We start from the raw sequence: 22890 nt of genomic DNA, 5'->3' as shown, positions 1-22890 counted from the left end.
CATCCCTGTGGCACCAGGCAGGTCAGCAGGGCGCCGACGCGCCTCACGGTGTGTCCGGCCTTTTGCCAACAATCAGGGCGCCCTCGCCTCCCGGAAATCGCCTGGTCGAGATGCCCCGGACGGCAGAGACCTCCGATGGCAATTGCAGCGAAAACTCGTTAAAGATAATCCGAACTTGAAAAATGCGAACTCAGCGGAGCACCCCGTGTGATGCTTGTCAACGCGCTGTTCTCGTTCCTCATGTTTAGGTGCGCTATCGACATTCTCAGTCCCGGAGACAAGGGGACGGCGGTGGTGGCCCTTTACGTCTTTTTGGCGTTAGGACTGACGGCCCTGAAGATTGCAACGTCCGGGACGTCCCGCGGAGACATGGTCATTTGTGCCATCGTCTTTTCGCTGCTGATTGTTAACCTGCTCTGGATACCTGCCGACGCCACCCCGCAGTTCTATTTTTCGATAACCGTCTTTCTGCCGATTATTTTCCTGCTGATCCTGTCGCGCTGTGAGCCGCTAACCTTTGTCCGCTTGCGAAAGCGAACTTTGATATTGGGTACACCTGTCGTCTGCGGTCTGCTGCTCATTTTCTTTTCGCGTATGGGTGGACTACAGGCAGATCTGTTGACCGTCCTCAATGAGCAACCGTTCCATGTCGTCGCCCAAACGGTAGCGAAGTTCTCCCTGTTGATGATCAATCAATGGATCGGCTTTCCAATAGTTGCTCTGATTTTGCTAACCGTTCTCAATATTCGATCCGCGCTCCTGGGTTTCCTCCTCGCATTCTTCGTCAAGAAATTCAGCTCGTTCAATTTGAGGACCTTTCTCGCGATACTGGTCGTTTCCGCCGTCGCGACAGCCTATCTCCTGTCGAACCCCGAATTGACCGACGCCTTCCTGGAACGAATTCTTTATCGCGATCGAGATTTCTTCGAGCTGGACGCCTCCAATTTGACCAGCGGGCGCGACGAAATCTGGCGCTACTATGGTCAAGTGCTGGAAAACTCATCGCCCATGGAACTGCTGTTTGGGCATGGAGCGATCTGGCTGTATGGCGCTTTCCCGCTGGCTGCTCATAACGATCTCCTGAGCTTGATGGTTTGCTACGGATTCGCCGGCACGACGGCGACCCTCTATGCCTGGTACGTGATCCTGTCGCGTCTGGCCCCTGAATACAGGGCGACCTGCGTTGCACTGTTCCTGGTGCTGTTTTTCACAAATGGCGTGATCTTCCATCAATCCAATCTCTTGTTTCTGCTTTTCATGACCGGGCAAACACAACGAATGCCACGCGGGATCCTGGATGATGCGGCGATGAGGCAGAGTGGTTTGCCGGCACATGGATGAGCTCGGCGCGGCTCGCCGAAGCTTACATCTTGCTCCGGACATTGCGGCTCGATCCGCCGACCGCAGGTCCATCGCAGGCTTGAACCTACATCTTGGCAGTTCTACTCAGGCAACGCGCCCCCGCGCCAATGCAGCGAACGAGCCTGATGCTGTGATGGGCGAGCCGGCTGGTAAGCACAATGCTGGCAAGGGTTGACTGGATCGATCAGCGGTAATCCGCATAGTAAAGGCCCAGTTGTGCCCTGCACCTTGCGCTGTCAAACGATCTCTTCTTTCTAAATTCGGCCATGGTCCCGTAGAGGGCGGTACGATCAGCGAACTCCTCGATTATCTCGTATGGCCGCCCGGGATAGTCATCGATTAGAATCGTGGTTTCTTCCCCGATATGAAGAAGCGATTCGAGCGCACAAGCCACCCTGAAACGGCCATCGATGAGAAGCAGATCGGGAGAGAAATCATACAACTGCCACGGGGCTTGGGGGTATTTTTGCCAGCGGCGGATTCTGCGTTCTGTTGGTCGCGTGAAAACCGGATATCCCCACTGGCGGGTCAGCCCGATATCGACGTGGATGAGGCTTATGCCGGCGCGCTCCGGAAGCATCTTTCTCACGGCACGGCAAAAGACGGCATCGCTCTCGACGCTTATCATTCTTTGCGCAAACTTGGCGGCGAGAACGGTTGAGCTGCCGCTGCCATACTCCAGATAGCATTTCGAGGATTGGACGGCCTTGCTGAACGCAGACAGTCCTTCTTCCGTGTCGAACGTCGAGCTTATCGAGTAACCACGGATGTACTTCCGTGCAATGAATTTAGCGGCTGACAGAGAAGACGCGATATCGGTCATGTCACAACAACCTCCAGCACAGTCTCGTCGCACGTTCTGGGTTAATCCGCAGAGATTTTCATCGCCACACGACATCTGCACCAATCATTTCGGAATGGTCAGCCCAGGCTCACAAGGCACGCCATCTCCGCAGGGAAATCCATCCCATATTTCAATGTCGTCCACCCACTGATATTTCGGCACAGCTCCACCGGCATACACTTGCGTCAGCATGATCCGGTCGATCGGGTCGTTTCCACCAAGCAATGGCCCAAAGCGATCAAATACCACCTGTCCATCGATCGCTTGCCATGCTCGCCCCTCGCCTAGCGCACTCCGATGCCAAAAAAACTCGAACTTGAACCATTTTCCGATCGGCACAGGGGCGATATGATTCGCGATTTCCCAGAAGCTTTTCGTCACACCACCCGACAGGTCGTCCGTTTTCAAAAACCAATAAGGCTTATTCAAGCGGTCGGTATAAATATAAGTAATGAGCCTGCGTTGAGCAGTCGTCTTCCATTCGAAGAGCGCCCGCCAGTTGTTTGCCCCAAGCCTCTCCAAGCAGTCAGGCTGGAGTTTGATCCAATAGCTCACGTAAAGGTCTTCCTGCCGCGCTGTCGTGGAAGGCGTCAGAAGGTATGGGGTTTGCGTGGCACCGCCGCCGCGCTGCCGTATCTCGCTGTAGAGAACGGAGGTTTGCTGACCTCGCGGCCCCACGACTTTCTGGATTTCGTTGAAAACATAAGTGCTCACCGTATCCGGCGTGACTGGCGTGTCTGCGAGAAGCTGAAGCTTTCCACCGCCCCGCCAGATTTCTGGCGCCCAGCGATAGCCGGTCACTGGATCAGAACCTCCGATATCCTGCCAACATGATGTTCCACAATCATATGGCTTGCCCAATAGAGGCCCTTCGAAGCTCGACTTGAAGAGGAGCTTGGCGCCGTAACTGGACGACGCCGATCCAAGCAAGAGAAGAAGGACGCTCAAACGCAGAAATGCGATTGGGATCAAGCAGCGTCTTCGGCTGCCCAGTGACATGTCGATTAAAGAATTTGTCGCGAGGCTGGAAGAGCGCTCTGATGGGCACAGGGCCGCCTGGTCGCCGACGCCGTCGGGGCCAACGGGGTGATGATGACTCTTGAACTCACCGTCCATGCGCAAACCATTTCACTTCGAGGAGAAGAGGCCTCAAGAGCGACAAGCGAGATCAAGCCACTCCATCGGAACGGCCTGTCAGCAAATTCTGAATTTTCAGGGCCATAGGCCGATCCGCGACCATGATATGGACCCCATATGCAATTCCACCGACGACAATCGCCGCCAGGAGGCGGCCCGTTGGCGTCACGGGAATGATGGTCTGCGCCACTACAAGATAGGCTGCAAGGCTCATCCAAGCTGTTGCCACAACAGCCGTCCTTATCGACAATAGATAGGTCGGCCATTTGAGGTGGATCATCCATCTCACCAGGCCGAGCATGCAGGCTGCATGGCAGCATGCCACGATGGCAAAAGCCACCGCAACGGCCTGCAGTCCCATCTCGACAACCAGCAAGAAGCCAACAAGGGTGCCCAGGGCAACTAACAATCCCGACGCGAACGCCAGATCAGCTCGCCCCTTCGCCAACAGAAGCGGGACGACAGGAATTATCAACATTTTTCCGAAGCCAACGATCGTCAGTAGCTGAAGTATTGGAATTGACTGTTCCCACCCAACTCCAAACACGACTTGCACCAGCAGGGGCGCAGTTATCAGGGCGCCGACAAGCAAAGGCAGCGTCAGGACGATTGAGAGTTGCGAAAAATTCAGATAGCGGGCCCGCAGAACGGCGTCGTCCGTCTGCTGCTTTGCGAACATCGGAAATGCAACTCGCGTAAGAATGGGACCAATCTTCTGAGGCGCAAAAGTTGCTACTTGATAAGCCAAGGCATAGTAGCCCAGCTGGCGGGCGCCCAGGTAATATCCAATGAGGAGATAGTCGATGTTGGTCGCGATATAGGTCAGAATGCTTTCTACTGTCGCGTAAAAGCTGAATTTCAGATGCGGCGAGAGACCTTCGACCTCCCACATTTGCGTCAGCGGATATTGTCGCCATCCGACAAGCGCGAGAAGCGAATATTTTACCCAACTGTTGCCGGCCCAGCCCCAGACGATCGCATAGGCGCCCTGGTCTAGAATGGCTGCAAGAACAGCTATTACGAGCCCGACTATGGAGCCCACGATTTCAAAAACAACCAGTTGCTTGAAGCGAAGATCTCTTGAAAGAAGGCAATAGAATTGGTGTCCAATGGGGACAATCAATAGAGAAACGGATCCCCACCTGAGGAGCGATGCAAGCTCCGGCGCCGCGTAGTAATCGGCCAGCGAAGGCGCACTTGTCCAAACCAAGAGCCAGACCGCGAAACCCAAGATCAGTTCGAGAGCATAGAGAAAGGTCCTGAGCCCGGGGGTTAGATGTTGCTCCTTGATCAAGACCTTGTTTATTCCAAAGTCGGAGATAACCGTTGCGAATCCCAGGATCATCATTGCCAGCGCGGCGATCCCCAATTGCGATGCCGACAAGAACCGACTGACAACCGCAAGCTGAACGGCCACGGCCAATGCCGATATAATCGCCGACAGGAAAGTCCACCGTATCGGGGAAACAGCGGAAGTCGAGGAGACCTCGAAGTCACTGCCCCTGAGTCTATCCTTCAGATTGGTGGTACTCAATTGCATGGGCGACTGCTACGTCCGTTTTCAGGATCGCTGTCGATCTCGAACTGATTCGCATCGAGGGTGAACTTGGCCGCCCAGTTCGGAAAACCAAGCGGGAAATATTCCCCATCGAACGGGCAGGATCCTCTTATGCCCCCGACCATGTTGATATCTCCCGTTACCGGTATCGTTCGCCGGACAAATTGGTTCAGCTTGCGCGCAAGCGCCTGATACCCGGCCCGTTCCGCGTTCTTGCCAAGAAACATAAGTGACCAGGCGATCTGCGATGAGCCTGTCACACACGCCCAGTCGACCGCTGGAGACCAATCGCGGCGCAAACGTCCGGCCAGATATCCGTCTTGTCCGATACAAGTGGCCAGTCCATCCGCGAGGCGAACGGCGGCCTCGAGAAAGAAGCGGTCGTTTGAGAAGCGATATGCTTCCACGATCCCCTTAAGTGCGTAGCCCAGCGTATGCGTCAGCGGTGCCTCAGGATCCGACAGGCAGCAGTCCGCCATCCAACCGTTGGGCTGCAGCTTGCCCACCGCCCAGCGAACCTGCCGCAATCCCGCCTCCCCCCAGGACCGTTTGCCGGAAATCCGGGCGGCTTCGAAAAGCCCCCAAGACACGTGAGTTTCATAAGCTTTTTCGCCGGGAGCAGCCAACGGAGTGGGAGCGCGTCGCCAACAGCCGTCCGCATCCTGTGTTTCGATCAGCCAATTTGCTGCTCGGGCCATGGCATCTCGATAGCGATCGCCGAACACCTCCGTCCCCCGCGCCAGGCCCAGTAGTATCTGCCCTGTATTGAAGGTTACCGGCACCGGACGTGCGGTATCGATTAGTCCACTTTGAAATCCACCTTCAGGAAACTGTATCTTCACCAGCCAATCCAGCATCAGACGGGCACGATCGAGAAGACTATCGTCACAGCGCTCGAGCCCTTGATCAATGAAACTGCAGACGATGTATCCCGTCGTCTCCGGGTATGATGCGGACCACCCCCATCCAAGCGTATAGAAGCCTGAAACGCCTCCGTCGCGACCCGGGCTCATATCTTGGGCACGGCATAGCCAATCTAGGGTCAGTTCGACTGCTCGCACTGGACCGCAATCCAAACGGGCTTCTAACTGTCTATCCCCTCGCAACAGCTCCTTCGCTGACACTGGCGGAAATCTCTTAATCAGCCGGAGCTTGGCGGATCGTGCCATATCTCGAACTATCATTTCTGAAATCTCTCACGGTCGGGTTCGTTCAGAACGAAGCGTATTGTGATGTTCTCCGCAGATTGCGACCGGGCACCCGATGAACCGGTACCGCTCCACGATGATCATCATTGATGATCTCCGAGCTCAGGGACGACACGGCGCTCCGCTAGCGCCTGCATCCCCTCGATGATGCCGCTCATTCGCGCTCTGAGCCCAGAACGACTGGAAATGCCAATTCTAGGAAGCGCAAAAGGGTTCAGCTTGTGGTCGTACAACCGTCCCTGTCGCGTTGTCGTCGCAGTCTGAAAGCCTGCTTGGCTTGCCAGATCCTCTTCGCGAGGCCCGCACGCGCCATAAGGATAAGCGACGTGTCGAACAGGCAATTGCAGCAAATTCTCAAGATAGCTTCGATTATCGGCTAGCTCGGCTCGCGCCGAGTCGCTGTCCAGGGTTGAAAGCGCCTGGTGTGACGTCGAATGGCCGCCGATTGACGCGAGCGGATGACGCGCAAGAGTGCAGAGTTCACGCTCGTCCAGGAAGTACTCGTCGTTCAACTTCGCTAACGAAATCCCACTCTCTTTGAACGCCGACGAGAGCATCGCACAGCGCCGATAATCCTGGTGGACCCAGCGGGTCACCTCGGCCAATGCGGATGTCTTGCTCCGAAGGTCGGAGCATTGGAATTGGCGACCAAGTGCATCGATTGAAACTTTATCTCTCGAGAGAAACAACCTTCGCAGCCCCAGCCACCAAGATTGCATCGATCGTGTTGGGGCGCCGGTGGGCACGTACACCATGAACGGCGCATTGTGCCGCTCCATTATTGGAAGCGCTACGGAGGCATTATCTCGATAGCCGTCGTCAAAGGTCAGAACTGCGTAACGCTCCGATCGATCATTGCGCGCTAGCCTCTCGATACATTCATCGACGCTGACGATGACCCATCCCTCTTGCCGGAGCCAGTTGAGCGAATACTCGAAGAGCGCAACCGGCGTTCCGGTCATCAACTCTGATCGCGTATCGCGCTGTATTTCATGAAACAGAATTATGGCCGCTCTCGCCGCAAGGCGTGCCCGGAAGAACGGCAGCTCGCCGATTCGGCTCGCGCCGTAATATAAGCAATCCTTCACAATCGGGACCATGTGCAAACGCTATCCTGAGGGTTGCAGAATTCCTATCCGAGAGTGCGAGATCACAGACACAGTGCATCGCGGCCGGTCAGTCGCACGCCGCAATCTCCATGATCAAAGCCATTAGCTGTCATAGCGAGTCGTCCTTAAATGCACGTCGGGATATCCAGAATTCAAAACAGCGTATCCAGAACAGGAACATATCGATCGAGTTCATAGGGGACTGCGTTCTACGAATTGTGAGTACCTCCGAAGTAGAGCGTTGGACGCGGTTACCACGAGCGTTTGTCACCCCATCGGTCGACGCTGCGGCGCCCATTTTCCGGTCGTTAGCCCGACGCTACGGAACTGGCGCGCGCCGGCTCCAGTGGCATCCGGAAACCTCTCATCCCAGCCATCGCCCCGCGCCGGTCGTCATTGCGCTCCGAGCGTCGGCTCGCCCCGATCTTGGCCGCGAAGCCCCGCGCCACACACCTACCAATCTGTCGACGTAGGCGTTGATCTCAAATCGGCTAGCATGCAGCGCTCGCGCTCGAAGCCCCAAGCTGGTACGAAGGGCGGGACTGCTTAGAAGCCGCTCCAAGGCCGAGGCCAGAGCCGGTGCGTTGTTCACGGGCACCAAGAGTCCCGTCTTTTCGTGCTCCACAATCTCGGGCAAGGCTCCGACCGGGGTGCAGACGACAGCCAGGCCATGAGCAAACGCTTCCACCACGCACATCGGTAGGTTCTCGACCCACGAGGGCAAAACGAGAATGTCGGCGGCCTGCAATTCAGCGGCTACAGATACGTCGTCGAGCCATCCCGGCACTTTCACACGCTGGGAAAGTCCAAGGCGCTCGACCAACATACGTGTCTCCGCTATTGCTCCGTCACCCGCCAAGGTTGCCTGCCAATCATTGCGATGCCGAATCATCTCGAACGAATCAAGAAGATTCCCGATTCCCTTGGCTTCGCAGAGACGACCGAGAAACAGGATTTTGACCGGGCCATTGGGATGGAAAGTGCGACGCCGCGCTTTGGTCGAGTTTGGCATGATAACTGTGCGACCTGACAATTCCGGCAACTTTCCAACGACCAAGTCAGACCATACCTGACCAAGAACGATTACCGCTTCGGCCCTCGCAAAGAGCGTCTCTATGTGACGGCGGGTCACTCGATTACACGACTCCCAGAACCGGCCGAACTCACCTGAATGTAGGTGGACGATGTAGGGAATTCGCAATAGGGACGCGGCCGCCGCAACGGCGATCTTGCGGTACGTGCTTGCGTTCGCCGAGAGGTTTATATGAATGAGGTCGATCCCCTGCCACGCGTGGAGCCACAGTATCCTGAGAAGGGCCCATACCAATGCGATAGGCGACGCATATATGTTCGCCCCGCGACTGACCACGAATTGAAGCGAAACATCTGCTCGCGGACATTCGCGAAACCGCTGTCGAATCGCATCCATCATACGATCGATACCGCCGCGTCCTCCTTCGCCGAGAGGCGTTACCACCACGACATTGAGGCGCGACGCCGATTGCCTATGAACTCTCTTGAACATCTTTGGCTGCAGGATATTGACCATGGTCTGCGTGTCGCAATTCTGTTGGGAAATAGTCTGTGTCAGCGAGGCCGGGCGCCCTCAGCCAGCGAGGCACCCCCGCGTCGATGAGCTTGTCAAAGGAAAGCAGCGGAGACTCGAACCTCTGCGAGGCGTAGACCTTATGATTTGAAAGAATGACCAATACGTCCGCCCAACCATCGACCTTGTCGATCGGGAACAGCTTGAGATCCCGATCCTTCACAAAAGGATCGTGACAGCGGACTTCGTATTTTCTCGAGAGGAGCCTTGCGATCTCCAACGCCGGAGACTCGCGGGCATCGTCGACGTCCGGTTTGTAGCTAACGCCCAGGATCCCGATTTTCCGCACGGACGGAGCGATCTTGTTTTGAATTCGCTCGGCGGTATGCTTCGGCATCGCATCGTTCAGTTCGCGGGCGGTTCTAATGAGGGTCAGATCGCCGTCGACATCTTCGGTCAGGAACCAGGGATCGATAGCGATGCAGTGCCCCCCGACCCCTATTCCCGGCTGCAAAATGTTGACGCGCGGATGCCTGTTTGCAAGTTGAATCGCGGCCGAGATGCTGAACCCGAACTTGTCAGCGATCAGAGAAAACTCGTTGGCGAGAGCGATGTTGACGTCGCGGAAGGTATTTTCCATAAGCTTCACACATTCGGCGGTCACGAGGTTCGTCCGATGTATCGTCCCCTTCGCAAATACTGAATAGAGCCTCGCCGCTCTTTGTGCCGCTTCCGGCGAAGTCGCGCCGATGATGCGATCATTGTGCACTATTTCGTGAAGCGTATTGCCAGGAAGCGCGCGCTCCGGGCAATGCGCAACTTCGACATTCAGATTCTTCGATTTCAAAATGGGCAGCACGACGTCCTGGCAAGTATTCGGCTTGATGGTCGATTCGATGATGAGAAGGTTTCCGTCGTTCAAGACAGGAAGCAGACTGTTCACAGCGGAGATAACGTAGGACAAGTCGCACTTCTTGCTTTCATGCGGGGTCGGTACCGCCACAACGAAAACGTCTGCCGCCACGGGCTTCGTCAGTGCTTTGAAGTTTCCTGTTTTCAGGGTCGCCGCCAATAATTCCGGAATATCCTTCTCCTCGAACGGACAGTGGCCGCTGCTGATCTCATTCACCTTCTTTTCGTTGAGATCGACGCCGGCGACCTTTATGCCGGCGTTCGCAAGCAAGAGAGAGGTCGGGAGCCCCATATAGCCGAGGCCCACAACGCACACCGTATCGAGCGTTTGCAGGACCGGCAGCACCTCGTGTTCCGTGACAATGTCGAGTATCCTCTCGGCGGTGTGGCCGTCTCCGAATGGATTCTCCCAGGTCGCTATCGGCCGATTAAGTGCCTCGAGCATCGCTTCTGCGTCTCGGTGGACCAGCACGTTTGCGCCCACGTCGACGGTCTCGGGACGCTCTGTCCGGTCGCGAATCGTCACGCAGGGGACGCCGAGGATGCAGGCTTCTTCCTGCACTCCGCCCGAGTCCGTAATGACGGCGATGCAATTGGACAGCAACTTTACAAAATCCGAATATCCGACAGGTTCAGTCCAAATCAGGTTCGAAGGCAACTCAATCTTGGCCTCCTTGAGGACCTTCTGTGTACGATAGTGTATCGGCCAGTACACCTTACCGGGAACCCTGGCGATTAGCCGGATGATCTCGATCAGCGCGTTCGGATCATCGACGTTTGCGGCCCGATGCGAGGTAAGAAGGTAATACCCTTTTTCCCGGAGATTTAGCGCACATAGGATCTGGCTCGTTTTTTCCGCCTGACTTCGATGAGATAGCAGGGCGTCGACGATCGTGTTACCTACCTTGAATATCTTCGAATCCGGCAGGCCTTCCCGTTTTAGTTGATCAACTTGCAAGTCGGTGACGGCGAACAAATAGTCCGAGATATGATCCGCGATGATCCGGTTGCTTTCCTCGGGCATCGTTTGATCAAAAGAGCGCAATCCGGCTTCGATGTGCCCGACCTTGATGTGAAGCTTGTGTGCGGCGAGTGCGCCGGCGACCACCGTGTTCGTGTCGCCTTGCACGAGCAGGATACCGGGTTGCTCCGACACCAAGATCGGCTCCAGCTCGATCAGGATGCGGCCCGTTTGGTTCGCATGCCCACCGGAGCCGACATTCAAATTGTACCTTGGTGCGGGGAGATCGAGTTCGGAGAAGAAGATCGCGTCGAGCTTCTCGGAGTAGTGTTGCTTCGAATGAATGATGAAGTAGTCGATCTTTCGCTTCCGGCATTCGCGAATGACCGGCGCCATCTTGATAATTTCCGGGCGAGTTCCAACGAGAATCGCGATCTTCATCTTTCCACCATGAGCGGCAAACCGATCTCCGCTTCCTTCGATTTGGACGCCCTCACGGGACGTCCTGCATAGAATTGCGCTGCTACTCGAGATATTTCGTTGCCAAGTTTCGATTTCGTTCAATCGCCCCGGCCCGCAACGAGCCAACGCACGGATCGGCGTTGACGGCATGCGAGTGGGTGACGGCGAGCAATGCATCGACAATCGCAGAGCTATCGTGAGGAACGCATATTCCTTTTGTACCCCCCCCCGGCGTGATGCCAACGCCGGGCTGCCTCCGTGTGCCAGAAACAAAAACCCAACGATCAGAGCTCGTCAAAACATCCGTAAGCTTACTGGGAAGGAACGGGCTATCCTGAATGTCGGCTTCAACGATCAGATTCGCCAATGCCCTGCTCGCGATGTACCTGCTAAACTTGTCGGGTAACGGCCCCAAAAGACACACGCCGTTCCCGAATTCACCGCTCTCAAGGCTTTGCTTTAGCTTCTTGCAAACGCTGCCGATGAACGTGAACGACATCCCGTGCAAGTGGATACACTGAGCCATCGCCCTTTTGAGCTGGGGCGAGAATCGTTCCTTGGATAAATCACCAAGATGAACCACAGACGATCGGACTCGCTCAACCACTTCTGTCGACGGAATGTCAATGAGTTCATCCGCGAGATGCGCCGCCACAGCCAACTTGCCGGAGTTGCGCTTGAGCTCGGGATAATGATCAAGCATGAACTCCACGGCGGACGAATTCGTGTATATGACTCGATCGAAGTTCGAGTAGACCTGCGAGATCAACTTCCTGTTGTAGTTGCCTGCCAAAGGAAACGCATGTCTGTTGTAAGGCGAAGGTAGACCCTGATACGGCCAGGGATCCGAGAAGAAAGCGATCTTTCGAATTTCATCGAGGGATTCCAGTTGCAGTCCGAGCAGTGGTACAAAAAACGGCTGTGCGACGAATATCGCGAGCTCGGGTTGGAATTCCGCCACCCGACGGCGAAGAGCGCCGATCAGCAGATTCGATTTTGGGTACATGAAGTTGCTGGCGAACTCCGTGGCAACTCTGTTGACGATCGTCGAACGAACCAGGTTTAGCTTCCGGACGATGTCCTGGATCGCACTCGAGGGAGGAAACCGCACCACTTCTATCTCATCGGGGAATTGCGAGTAGTCCGGCCGGCCGCCCACCTCGGTATCAAAGGAAAGAACGGACACAGTGTTCCCATTGACGGCGGCGAGAGTTCTAGCCAACCGTCGGTTTTGAACAGCTCTGGCACTCATTCCGTAGAGGAATGGTCCGCAGACAATCAGGATTCTCAGAGTTCTCGCTCCTCGATATTGATTGAGGGGGCAGATCGAAACAACATCACTCGACTAAGCGTCCGGGCCGCGTCTGAAACCGCCCTGCACTCCTAGTGCTCCAGGCTCGTCCCGCGCGTCTTGCCATCGAAGCCGCGACAAGACAGCCGACGGATAGTTCTGATTGACCACAGCCGGTTGTGCCTGTTCACAAGCGATCCCAGATGGCACCCTGGTCGCGTCTCCGACGACGAGGATGCCTCGAACAAATAGATCGCGCAGCATTCCGAGCGCGATGCCAAGAAACAGCCCTCCAACGATCGATATTCCAAAAACGATAAGCGGCTTCGGAGAGCTGGCCTCCAAGGGACGAGACGCCTCGATCAACAAATGCGCTTCGGTATTGGAAGATTGCTGCTGTGCCTCCATGTAGCGGAGCATGCGGACAAAGTTCTCATAAGCCTTTGTGGAGGTTTCCGCAGCAGCTTCCAGCTCGCGGAGATTGCCCTGCGCATTAGCCGGGGATTGCGACGATGACTTACCTACGCCACCGGCTTGATATTCCGTCACGGCGTTCTGGGCGGCTGACGCTTTGGTGCTTAGTTCGGCGATCCTCTCCTTGACCCATTTTTCTTCGCCCAGGCCCGACTTGAATTTCGCCTCCATTTGAGCCGCAATATGCGTCTCCCCGATAGTGTTCAGAATCTTTGCAGCTCGCTGGGGATCTGCCGATTCGAATGTAATCTCGATGATGTAGGTAAGACCGACACGCTTAGCCGAGAGCCTGCGGTCGAACGACCGCAGAGCTCGGCGCATCACGTCAAATTCCGTTTCTGGTTCCATGAACCCGAACAGTCGCAACATCGACTTGATCGTGCCGCGCAAGCCGCCGGATGGCGCGCCAAACTCCGCATCTTCCGCCAGACCTAGTTTCCTTATTACAGCGCGCGCGAGGCCCTCGGATTTTATGATGGCGATCTGACTTTCGACCATCGTTGAAGCAGACGCAGCGTCGATCGGAGGCGCTTTCGCATCTATGACGAGCTTCGAAGTGGCGGTGTAGGTCTGCGTTGCGGTGGCGAGGTAGAAAGTAGCACCGCCAACCGTAACCAAAAACGCCAGCGACATGATCGAGAGGTGCCGCCGTACGAAAGCCAAGGCGGCCGCCAGGGACTCGACTGGCGAACGGAATTCTTCCGAATCTGTCGAACCTTCCGTTCTACGCGTCTGTGCCATGTTCTCGTACCTGCGCTGCTAGACATTACCGAAGGCGAAACACAATCCGGCGAAAAGAACGCATGGTGGCGGGCACTAGCACGCTCCGTGCGCTACACTAGGTTGAAGGCCACTAGTGAGAGCTAGTATGCATTCTGATACACCTTTCTCGAGAACAAGGTCAGAATGACGATCTTGACGTCGAGGAGAAGCGACCAGTTGTCGATGTAGAAGAGATCATGCTCAACACGCCGCCGCATCTTCTCAAGTGTATCGATGTCGCCACGATATCCATTGACCTGAGCCCAGCCGGTAATGCCGGGCTTGACGTTGTGACGACGGTAAAACGACGCAATGAGCCGGGCAAACGTCTCGTTCTGCGAGGTCGCGTGCGGACGGGGTCCAACGAGGGACATGTTGCCCATGAGCACGTTGAATAGCTGCGGAAGTTCGTCGAGATTGGTGCGGCGCAAGAAGCGGCCGACTCGCGTTACACGTGGATCGTTTCTGACGGCAGGACTGAACTTGTCGCCATCTTCCATTACGATCATTGATCTGAATTTCAATACGCGAATGGGCTCATTGTTGTAACCATGTCGCGTCTGGCGAAACAGTACCGGCCCGCGGGAATCCAGCTTGATCAGGATAGGAATGATAACGAAGAAGGGAATAGCCAAAACGAGTCCTGCGATAGAGGCCGCAATGTCGAACACTCGCTTGACTGCTCGGTTGAACTGAGTGAGGGGACACTGGAATATCCGCATCGTCACCATGTTGCCGAATTGGGTGATCCGCGACATGGCGATCAGATCGATAGCGCCGACCGGGACGACGTGAACGTCGACCGGCAGCTCGGATAGGGCCCCAGCCAGCGCAAGGGCAGCCGGGACATCGGACTCCGAACTTAGAATGACAATGTCGTCCGCTCGGAGAGGTCGGCAATCCGCGAGCAGTTGGTGCGCCTGAGGAAGAGCTCCGCGGGCAGACACCATTACCGAAGAACTCGGGCCAGCCGTCGGGAACTCAAACGAACGAATCGTCCTAATTCCGCTAACGAACACGCGAGCAGAGAAATCCGAACAGTGAGACGGGTCTCCGATAAGAATGACGCGCCTTGCATCTATCAGTCCGGACGCAATGGCAGGCTGCAAAAGAGAGAACCACACAGTCCGCGTGCAGAGCACTGCAAGAAGAACGCTTACCGCCTGGGCTATGACGGTGGCTCGCGAAAAGCCGTCCGAGATCTTGAGAAGAAATATAGTCGAAATGAAAAAGGAGAATACGAAGAAGACGGAGCTAACACCGCTCCATAGAAACACGTGCCGGGGCTGCGTCTGGATCCGCGAATATTGGCGCAGCCATACGGAAACGAGCAGCTGCAACGTGGAAATGAAGATTGATTGCTGGATGTACTTGGAGGCATCCGGAAGGTCGAGCAGGACCAGCCGATGATAGAGAACAGCTGCGGAATAGGCGGCAATAGCTACGAGTACAAGTTCAGCGCTTGCCGCCAATACGAGTAATGCAAGCAGGCGGTTCTTACCGGTGCCCGCTGCAACTGCCCTGGTTCCAGCGACAAAATGCGCTTGGCGCTTCGCTGGAGCGGGCGAATTGGAAAACGCATAACTCACCTGCAACTCCAAGTCCGCCGACCGGTAAAAACAGTAGCATTCGATTACGGGCCGGAGTTGGCAATAAATGGGTAGAGTGGAGTAACCACGATGGTCGATTGAGTAGGGGCGGCCCGGGACTAAATTGTACGGACAGATCAATCCAAGACGAGGCAATGAGCGGCCCAGCGCGCCGAGGAAACGAGCGTTAGTTTCCAGCCCCCCTTTGAAGCGATTGCCCCGACGGTGGTGGTGCCGCGTCGTCGCCATAGACCGATTTGAACGACCTCGTTGGATGACCGCGTCCGTATGGAGAGTTTGCTGCCATGCCGAGCTTCACACCGCGCAATCGTTTCCGCGACGCTATGTTTAGCAGGAGGCGCAATCGATGCATTAGATGGAGCCTGATCGCGGTCAGTCTGATGATTTCGGCTCATGCGAAGGCCGAATATCGAGTGAGCGTTGGAGATGTTCTTGAGGTTACGGTCGCGGGCGTCCCCGAGCTACGACATCGGGCTCCCGTCCAGATGGATGGCAATATTTCCTTGCCGCTAGTCGGGCTGCTCCAGGTAGCGGGCCTGCCCGTGCAGCAGATTCGAGCCAAGATCGGCGCTGCACTGACAAGCAAGGTCTTTCGACAGAGGACACCAGATGGCCGCGAGGTTATCGTCGTCATCGACGGAGACGGGATCACGACGATGGTCGCCGAGTATAGGCCGGTTTACATAAACGGAGACATTTCGAAGCCGGGGGAATACACCTATCGCCCGTCCATGACTGCGCGCCAGCTTGTCGCCATCGCGGGCGGCTACGACATCATGCGCATCAAGATGAACAACCCCTATCTCGAGTCAGCCGATCTGCGAAGCGAATATGGATCCCTTTGGACCGAGTTCGCCAGGGAACAGGCGCATATGTGGCGCATCAAGAGCGAACTCGGAGAGGCCACTCAGATTAGCCCAGGCGCACTGACGGACGTTCCCGTGGCTCGGTCGGCGATTTCAGAAATCGTACATGCAGAAACGGAATACTTGAAGATCAAGGAGAGCGATCATCAGCAGGAGAAGTCGTTTCTTGAGCGGGGAGTCCGACAAGGAGACGAGGAGGTACGCGTACTGTCTGAGCAACAGAAGAGAGAGGAAGAGGGATTTCAGTCAGACCTGGAAGAGCTGCAAAAGGCGCAGGATTTATTCGCCAGGGGAAGCTTGACCAGCCCTCGCGTTACAGATGCGCGTCGCGCGGTGTTGTTGTCCTCAACCCGGAAGCTGCAGACCTCCGCGCAACTGATGCAGGTCAAGAAGCAGCAGGACGAACTCGTCAGAAAGCTGACAAAGCTCGATGATCAACGGCGCCTCGAGCTATTCCGCGAGCTACAGGACACGAGCTTAAAGCTGAACCAAATTCGCGAGAGGCTACAGAGCGTCGGTGAGAAGCTTCAGTATACCGCAATGGTTCGATCGCAGCTCGCTGGAGGAGGCGGCAGCAAGCCGGACATCGCCATCATCCGGAAAGGCGAAAAAGGGCCGGAACGGATTGCTGCCAACGAAGACACCGAGTTGCAGCCCGGTGATGCCATCGAGGTCACCCTGCGATACCAGGATGGTCTTGAGGCACCTCCCCGAAAGAAACTAAGCAATTTGAACGCCCCAGCGGCGACGGGCCGCATCGACGTGACCGCAGCTGAATCGTTGCGGCCGGCAGCAGATGATGAGGCCACAAGCGGCGTGACCTTGCACCGTAACACGGACGAATCGCTCTCGTTCCAGCGGAAATGAAACTGGTCAGTCTGCATCGGTAGGCCACGGAATTGGAAGAGCTCCCTTACTGACCGCCTCGAAACTTGAGCATTAGTCGCCTTTGCCGTTCTCGGCGCGCTCCTCTGCCCTGCGTATCCAAAACGCACTCCTGCAGTCCTCGCCCTCGTTACGTTTGGACAGCCCGCAGACTGATTTGCAGAAACCAGTGAAATTGAACGAAGTGTCTGAATGTCCATCAGAGGTAGTTCTTAAAGCCCAAAATCGCCGCTCACGGCGGTGCGACTTGCAAGTAGAGTGGTATCCACGGTGCACGGAGGCCGGTTGAGCGAAAGCGAAAGGTGTCCGAGATGATCTTCGTGACCGGAGGTGCCGGCTATATAGGGTCCCACGTTTGTATCGCGTTGCTGGACGCCGGGTACGACGTCGTCGTCGTCGATAATCTTTCCAACAGCAACAAGGCCTCGCTCGAGCGGGTCCAATCCATCTGCGGGCGATCGCTCGCCTTCCGGCACGCAGATATCCGGAATGAAGTGGTGATCTGCGACATGCTTCGTGCCTGCGGCGTGACTGCGGTCATCCACCTTGCAGGGCTGAAGGCGGTGGGCGATTCCAACGTACGGCCCATGATGTATTACGAGAACAACGTCCTGGGAACGATGCGGCTGGTATCGGCGATGAAGAGAGCGAATGTAAAGACGCTCGTCTTCAGCTCGTCCGCGACAGTTTACGGGATACCTAGATACCTGCCGCTCGACGAGAAGCATCCCCTCGGTCCGACCAATCCGTACGGCCGCACAAAGCTCGTCATCGAAGAGATGCTGAAGGATCTCTGCAGGTCCGACGACGGTTGGCGGATCGGCAACCTGCGCTACTTCAATCCGGTTGGCGCGCACGAAAGCGGGCTCGTCGGGGAAGACCCGCTGGGCGTTCCCAGCAACCTGTTGCCGTTTGTGGCGCAGGTGGCGATTGGACGGCGGGAGAAGCTGCAGATCTGGGGAGGCGACTATGACACGCCTGATGGCACCGGAATCCGCGACTTCATTCATGTGGTCGATCTCGCATCCGGGCATTTGAGTGCCTTGCGCCGGCTCAGCCAACCCGGTCTGATCACGGTCAATCTTGGAACGGGCAACGGCAACAGCGTTCTGGATATCGTCCGTACGTTTGAATCGGTGAGCGGGCGATCAATCCCCTACGAGATCGGGGAGCGTCGGGCCGGCGATGTCGCCGCCTGCTATGCCGACCCGACGTTTGCGAAGGACGCGTTGGGCTGGGCATCGACGCGGTCGTTGGAGCAAATGTGTGCGGACCATTGGCGCTGGCAATTGCAGAACCCCAACGGCTATCAGGGCAGCGAGCTTCCGAAGGTTCGGGAGCGCTCCAGGCATCTCCGTCGTCATGCCTGAGCGTGCGCGTCCGAGGTGTTGGCACGCGCACCTGAGGGTCTGACAGCATGAGTGGAGTTCGGGGGCGAGCTGCGGCAGCGTGCATGCCGCCCATCAGAGGTAGCTCGTAATGACCCAAAATCTCCTCACCGCAGAGCAAGCCTGCAGGTAAGATGCAGTCGCATATGGGGATTTGCGATGCCACACTATCGGGCGTACGTCCTGGACGAACACGGCAAATTGGGAAGCGTGGTCAATCTTGACTGCCCTGACGACGCGTCCGCGACCAAGCGGGCCGGGCGGTTGGCGGATGGTCATGAGGTTCAGCTTTGGCGACTGGTTGCCGAGCTCAAATTCGACGATCCACAGCACCGATCCAGGCGGCGGCGGAGTGTCCGCGCACCAATGCACTGAGCTCGATTGAGCGTTGCACGTTCGCCTCGGTCAGCTCCACCGACAATTTGCACTGCGGTTCGACCGCGAACTGCTCGCCGGTACGCGCTTCCCCAAGGCGTCGAGAGCGACCTGCTCCGGATGAGCAAGCGGCCGATGAGGCCGGCGCTGGCGGTAGAATCGAGGATGGTGGAGCAATAGATCAACTACGCGGCGCCCCCCACGGATGCGCATCGACCTGCCTGCACGCCATTGCGCATAGGCAGTTCGCGGACGTCATGCAGAAATCGTGCAGCTGCAGCCCGAATGCCCTGCTTCCGATGATCAATCCCTCACCCGCGGATAACTCACCCTGGCCCACGAAGTCGGTAGACTCGGCGTCACAAGGCCATCGCGCCCGGCTTCATCATCCTCGGAATGCGACGGCCACCCGCACATCGCCGGCGTTAGCGCGTCGCGCCACCTGCCGGAGGCCGAGGACGTCGCGTCCATGGCGAACTATCGCCTCGACGAAGGCGGCAGAAGAAACACCGGTAACACCGCACTGACCGTCGCGGGGGCTGACGTGCGCTGTTGCGGCTCACCGTGCTTTAGCGATTCCGCGCGTGGTATGTGACGCGCAAGAAGCTCTGGGTGAGGCTGATAAGCCTGCTCATTAAGGACGTTCGCGTGTCAACGGGTCGGGATCTTGACCAACATGCGCTATCATCCGAGCGGCCGCGGCGGTCAGCGCGAAGCCAACGCAGGCCGAGAGCGCATCGACCACAAAATCTTCAAACCTCGCGTGCCGTCCCGGCGCCCATAGTTGCATAATCTCAAGCAGGCCGATCAGGACAACGGCGACCGCTGAAACAGTCCAGCGCCGCTGCGGATAGGCTAGGGCAAAGAGAATGCCGACCAGAAGAAAGGCGAGCGCGTGATCGCCATGCTGCCCGAGAACAGGGTGAGGCCGAACGCCCTCAGGTCCGAGCGTTACGAAAGTGACGATGGCCGTGAGCAGCCACGCGCCAAGTCGAAAAAGAGCGGTACGAACCATTAAGGCGCCTCGATTGGTAGCCCCAGCCGGGGCCCTTCATTTCCGAGACTCGATATCAAGAGCATGTTCCCTCCAACCACAGCAAACGGCAACACCAATACTCGTAACGCTTCAGCGAATATTCTTCGTACGCCGCGTGCAAAACATCATTGGACGCTCGACGTATAATTTCAAATAGCGCTTGGCACAGGCTGCCATGCATAGGGAGTACCCATCCATGGCAGTTGTTCTAACGGGCTGCTGTGGCAACAATAGCTGCTTTCCTCAGGGTCGAAGGCAATGCAATGGCGACCCAGGAAGTCGCTACTCGGAGGCGAGCTTGTCGATTAGTCGCACGCAGACCATTGAATGGGACGGCAAAGCCCTCAGCGGCTGGGTAGACCTCGGCGGAACGCCGACGAAAGTCTCGGCAGACCGGGAAACAATCCATACCCATGCGCCTGGCTTTAGTGACGCACTTAACCGCGAAATCGACCGGCATCGGGACGAGATTTTCGAGAAGCTGCTGCCGTTCTTCAAGCAGCAAAAGCGAGATTTCTAGCGCGGTTGGTTGTGGTTGCACGTAGGAATTGTTGACCCGCTTGTTGGCCGAAGGCAGCAGCAACCTGTAATGCTTGCTCCGCGCCCCTATCGGGGCGCGATAGAAGCGCGCTTGCGGTTCTTGTTCTCGGTGCATTCCTGAAGGCAGGCCCGGAATGGGCGGCCCCAGGCTCCAGCTCACTAGAGCCGCTCATTGGCGAAGACGGCGAGCCCGCCACCGTTCGTTGGCGATCAGTTCCATTCGCGAAATGCAGATACACGGAAGAGAGCTTTGAGCAGTTCACGGCTTCGATGATCGGAACACAATCTGTGGCCTAACCCAAAAGTGGTGGGGAGGGTCCTCCATTCGAGCTATATGATTCGCGTAAAGATGGAGCGCATAATGAGGCATCTGGGGGCATCTAAAGGATTCTGAAGGATATCGTATCGCCACGCGACAGGTGATTGCAGATGGCTCGCACGGTCCTGCTCAACGGGGACGTGAAGATCTCCCTCACGCGAGGAAGATGCGCCCCCCTGTGGATGGCAGCGATCATGCTCGCTATGACATGGGCGTCGGAAACGGAGGCTTCCCAGGATCAGGCGCGGCACCTCGCAGACGCGCAACAGGCGACGACTGCCCGCGATCGCGGTTCTGACGAGTTCAAGAAGTTGCCGTCGCGCCCGGGTGGCAGCGACAAGTCGATACAGGTTGCGCAAGCGACGACTAGCGACACAGGGGGCCTGCAGCAGCCTCCGAAACAGCAACGCGACTGGGCAGAGTCGCTGTCGTGCGAGCTTGCCTCCGCAAGGCGCGACATAGAGTTGCTGCAACATCTCGAGCAGGAGCATCATCGGGTCGAGGGGCTGGTGCAGGCACTTGACGATGCGCGGCGCGAGGTCGAAACGCAAAAGGCGTTGGCAGCGAAGGCCGTCGAGGAAGGTTCCCGACTGAAGGAAGCTTCCCGACCGAATCAAGCGGGCGAGAGTGGCGCGGCTGAGCTGCAGGCATTCCTCCAGGAAGAGCGCGAGCGGTCTGCGCGGCTGGAGCAGGATCTCGCAGCCGCGCGGCGCGATGTCGAAACCAAAACCGCGCTGGCGACGAAATCAGGTGAGGAAGTATCCTCGCTGAAACAGGCGGGAGAGAGCGTCGCCACAGAGTTGCAGACGCTGCAGCAGGAGCGTGAACGGTCGGCGCGGCTGGAGCAGAATCTGGCGGCCACGCGGCACGATGCCGAAACCCAGGCTGCGCTGGCGGCAAACGTGAACGAGGACCTTTCGCAGCGAAGTCGGGCGGCGGAGGCCAGCGCCGAGGACTTGAGGCAATCGATGCAGAAGGAGCGCGAAAGGGCCGACACGCTTGCGCAGGATCTCTCCCTGACGCGAAGCGCTATTTATGCATATCAGGCGCAAACAGCGCTGTTGGCGAAAGCCAGCGAGGGCCCGTCCCCGCTGAAAGCGGCAGCAGAGGGCGAAGTGGAGTTGCAGAAATCCCTGCAACAGGAGCGGGATCGGACCGGCCGGCTGGAGCAGGCGCTTGCGGCTGCGCGACGAGATATTGATGCGCAGACGGCGCTTGCTGCAAATGCCAGCGACGAAATCGCCAGGCTGACGCAAGCAGCAAGAGCTGGCGCCGCGGAGCAGAGACGGTCGATGCAGAAGGAGCACGAGAGAGCCGAAGCGCTGGCGCAGGATCTCTCGATGGCACGCAGCACAATCTACGCATACGAGGCTCAAGCGGCCAAAGCCAGCGAGGAAGCAGCACAGCTCAAACAGGCTGAGGCGAACAATACCGCCTCGCAATCGGAACGCGAGCGCCAGCGGGCTGAGCAACTGGCTCGGGATCTCGCGAAAGCAAGCCGCGATCTCGACGCGCAGACCGAGCGCGCGTCCAAGGCAACCGAGGAAACCGCAAGGATCAAGCAAGCCGGAGAGCGCGACTCGGCCGAGCTGCGCAGCTTGTTGCTGCGTGAACGCGAGCGGGCCGAGGGACTGGAAAGGGATCTCGCATCGGCGCATCGAGACAACGGCGCGCTTGCGGCGAAGATTCCCTCCGCTGCGTCTCCGCTGGCTACCACCGGCAAGGCCGTGCGCGAGGAGCCGCTGTCAGCGCCCGCACGGCCAATCCAGAACCGGCCCGTCCAGGACAAACCAGTCCAAGACAAACCGGTCAGAGACAAACCAGTCCAAGACCAGGACATAGCGGCGCGCAGCCAGGGCGGTGCCCAAGTCAATCCTAACGAAGTCAATCCTAACGAAGGGGTGCAAGCCGCGAAATTGATTGCGCGCGCGAGCGTACTGCTTGAACAGGGAAACATCGGCGCGGCGCGGATCGTGCTGGAACGTGCCGCTGAGATGGGCAGCGCTCGAGCAAGCTTCGTGCTCGCGGAAACCTACGATCCGCTGATCCTTCCGAATTTCGGAACGTACGGAACGCAAGGCGATCCCACTAGAGCGCAAAATCTTTATGCGCGGGCCGAAGCTGGAGGAATCAAGGAAGCGAAGGCGCGATTCGAAGCGTTGCGCCGATAGCGCGGTCTTATGAGGCGATTTTCCCAGCCGACATGTGCCATCAAGGATCGAAAGCGCAGACACGGATGCAGCGT

General features: G+C 57.3%; 16 protein-coding genes. 5 read left to right on the top strand and 11 right to left on the bottom strand.

The genetic code is table 11. The annotated features are described in order from the left end of the window. Window positions 1–207 precede the first annotated feature (207 nt). Window positions 208–1341 carry a hypothetical protein gene (locus BM118_RS12640; protein WP_177234245.1) on the top strand — a complete coding sequence of 378 codons (1134 nt, stop codon included), beginning with the start codon at window positions 208–210 and terminating at the stop codon, window positions 1339–1341. A gap of 205 nt (window positions 1342–1546) precedes the next feature. Here the strand turns inward: BM118_RS12640 and BM118_RS12635 are convergent, their stop codons facing one another. The 10 genes from BM118_RS12635 to BM118_RS12590 all read right to left on the bottom strand — a co-directional run bounded on the left by BM118_RS12635 (window position 1547) and on the right by BM118_RS12590 (window position 15215). Then, window positions 1547–2185 (bottom strand): hypothetical protein, encoded by a 639-nt coding sequence (locus BM118_RS12635; RefSeq protein ID WP_092185638.1) that lies wholly within the window; start codon window positions 2183–2185, stop codon window positions 1547–1549. Between the two features lie 84 nt (window positions 2186–2269). After that, a complete protein-coding gene (locus tag BM118_RS12630) occupies window positions 2270–3322 on the bottom strand; it encodes a hypothetical protein (protein ID WP_177234244.1) in 1053 nt (350 codons plus the stop codon). 52 nt (window positions 3323–3374) lie between these two features. Beyond that, window positions 3375–4883, bottom strand: a complete 1509-nt coding sequence (locus BM118_RS12625; RefSeq protein ID WP_092185636.1) for an MOP flippase family protein — start codon at window positions 4881–4883, stop codon at window positions 3375–3377. After that, a complete protein-coding gene (locus tag BM118_RS12620; RefSeq protein ID WP_177234243.1) occupies window positions 4874–5758 on the bottom strand; it encodes a prenyltransferase/squalene oxidase repeat-containing protein in 885 nt (294 codons plus the stop codon). Before BM118_RS12620 ends, BM118_RS12625 begins: the two co-directional genes overlap by 10 nt. Window positions 5759–6192: 434 nt before the next feature. Next, window positions 6193–7209, bottom strand: coding sequence for a polysaccharide deacetylase family protein (locus BM118_RS12615; protein WP_177234242.1), 1017 nt, complete (start codon window positions 7207–7209; stop codon window positions 6193–6195). Window positions 7210–7582: 373 nt separating this feature from the next. Then, entirely contained in the window at window positions 7583–8767 is a 1185-nt protein-coding gene (locus BM118_RS12610) for a glycosyltransferase family 4 protein (protein WP_177234241.1), read from the bottom strand. Continuing rightward, window positions 8724–11078 carry a non-hydrolyzing UDP-N-acetylglucosamine 2-epimerase gene (gene wecB, locus BM118_RS12605; protein WP_244550138.1) on the bottom strand — a complete coding sequence of 785 codons (2355 nt, stop codon included), beginning with the start codon at window positions 11076–11078 and terminating at the stop codon, window positions 8724–8726. The genes BM118_RS12610 and wecB overlap by 44 nt, the downstream gene beginning before the upstream one ends. Before the next feature lie 82 nt (window positions 11079–11160). Continuing rightward, window positions 11161–12285 carry a glycosyltransferase family protein gene (locus BM118_RS12600; RefSeq protein ID WP_177234240.1) on the bottom strand — a complete coding sequence of 375 codons (1125 nt, stop codon included), beginning with the start codon at window positions 12283–12285 and terminating at the stop codon, window positions 11161–11163. A 159-nt stretch (window positions 12286–12444) separates the two neighbouring features. Continuing rightward, window positions 12445–13605 (bottom strand): GumC domain-containing protein, encoded by a 1161-nt coding sequence (locus BM118_RS12595; protein WP_092185630.1) that lies wholly within the window; start codon window positions 13603–13605, stop codon window positions 12445–12447. Between the two features lie 122 nt (window positions 13606–13727). Then, the gene (locus tag BM118_RS12590; RefSeq protein WP_092186159.1) at window positions 13728–15215 is read right to left on the bottom strand and encodes an undecaprenyl-phosphate glucose phosphotransferase; all 1488 of its coding nucleotides are present in this window, start codon (window positions 15213–15215) and stop codon (window positions 13728–13730) included. Window positions 15216–15520: 305 nt separating this feature from the next. Here BM118_RS12590 and BM118_RS12585 point away from each other — a divergent pair, with 305 nt between their 5' ends. Beyond that, complete coding sequence (locus tag BM118_RS12585; protein ID WP_092185628.1) at window positions 15521–16969, top strand: polysaccharide biosynthesis/export family protein; 1449 nt, start codon at window positions 15521–15523, stop codon at window positions 16967–16969. A 329-nt stretch (window positions 16970–17298) separates the two neighbouring features. After that, a complete protein-coding gene (gene galE / locus BM118_RS12580) occupies window positions 17299–18357 on the top strand; it encodes a UDP-glucose 4-epimerase GalE (protein WP_177234239.1) in 1059 nt (352 codons plus the stop codon). Between the two features lie 1027 nt (window positions 18358–19384). On the opposite strand, the gene BM118_RS12575 is transcribed toward galE, so the two are convergent. Beyond that, the gene (locus tag BM118_RS12575; protein ID WP_092185624.1) at window positions 19385–19765 is read right to left on the bottom strand and encodes a VanZ family protein; all 381 of its coding nucleotides are present in this window, start codon (window positions 19763–19765) and stop codon (window positions 19385–19387) included. Between the two features lie 319 nt (window positions 19766–20084). Here BM118_RS12575 and BM118_RS41405 point away from each other — a divergent pair, with 319 nt between their 5' ends. Both BM118_RS41405 and BM118_RS12565 read left to right on the top strand, forming a co-directional pair. Then, a complete protein-coding gene (locus BM118_RS41405) occupies window positions 20085–20306 on the top strand; it encodes a hypothetical protein (protein ID WP_177234238.1) in 222 nt (73 codons plus the stop codon). A 449-nt stretch (window positions 20307–20755) separates the two neighbouring features. Next, a complete protein-coding gene (locus BM118_RS12565; protein WP_092185622.1) occupies window positions 20756–22816 on the top strand; it encodes a coiled-coil domain-containing protein in 2061 nt (686 codons plus the stop codon). The last annotated feature ends 74 nt before the right edge of the window (window positions 22817–22890 follow it).

This window comes from Bradyrhizobium sp. cf659 (genome assembly GCF_900113725.1).
Taxonomy (GTDB): domain Bacteria; phylum Pseudomonadota; class Alphaproteobacteria; order Rhizobiales; family Xanthobacteraceae; genus Bradyrhizobium.
The sequence above is the reverse complement of the archived record's forward strand: the minus strand, read 5'-3'. Positions and strand labels throughout refer to the sequence as shown.

Excerpts from the sequence above, each read along its gene's own strand:
- BM118_RS12620 (WP_177234243.1), bottom strand. The coding sequence starts at position 5,758 with ATGCTGGATTGGCTGGTGAAGATACAGTTTCCTGAAGGTGGATTTCAA.
- BM118_RS12595 (WP_092185630.1), bottom strand. The coding sequence starts at position 13,605 with ATGGCACAGACGCGTAGAACGGAAGGTTCGACAGATTCGGAAGAATTC.
- galE (WP_177234239.1), top strand. The coding sequence starts at position 17,299 with ATGATCTTCGTGACCGGAGGTGCCGGCTATATAGGGTCCCACGTTTGT.
- BM118_RS12615 (WP_177234242.1), bottom strand. The coding sequence starts at position 7,209 with ATGGTCCCGATTGTGAAGGATTGCTTATATTACGGCGCGAGCCGAATC.
- BM118_RS12635 (WP_092185638.1), bottom strand. The coding sequence starts at position 2,185 with ATGACCGATATCGCGTCTTCTCTGTCAGCCGCTAAATTCATTGCACGG.
- BM118_RS12575 (WP_092185624.1), bottom strand. The coding sequence starts at position 19,765 with ATGGTTCGTACCGCTCTTTTTCGACTTGGCGCGTGGCTGCTCACGGCC.
- BM118_RS12610 (WP_177234241.1), bottom strand. The coding sequence starts at position 8,767 with ATGGTCAATATCCTGCAGCCAAAGATGTTCAAGAGAGTTCATAGGCAA.
- BM118_RS12565 (WP_092185622.1), top strand. The coding sequence starts at position 20,756 with ATGGCTCGCACGGTCCTGCTCAACGGGGACGTGAAGATCTCCCTCACG.
- BM118_RS12625 (WP_092185636.1), bottom strand. The coding sequence starts at position 4,883 with ATGCAATTGAGTACCACCAATCTGAAGGATAGACTCAGGGGCAGTGAC.
- wecB (WP_244550138.1), bottom strand. The coding sequence starts at position 11,078 with ATGAAGATCGCGATTCTCGTTGGAACTCGCCCGGAAATTATCAAGATG.
- BM118_RS12630 (WP_177234244.1), bottom strand. The coding sequence starts at position 3,322 with ATGGACGGTGAGTTCAAGAGTCATCATCACCCCGTTGGCCCCGACGGC.
- BM118_RS12585 (WP_092185628.1), top strand. The coding sequence starts at position 15,521 with ATGCCGAGCTTCACACCGCGCAATCGTTTCCGCGACGCTATGTTTAGC.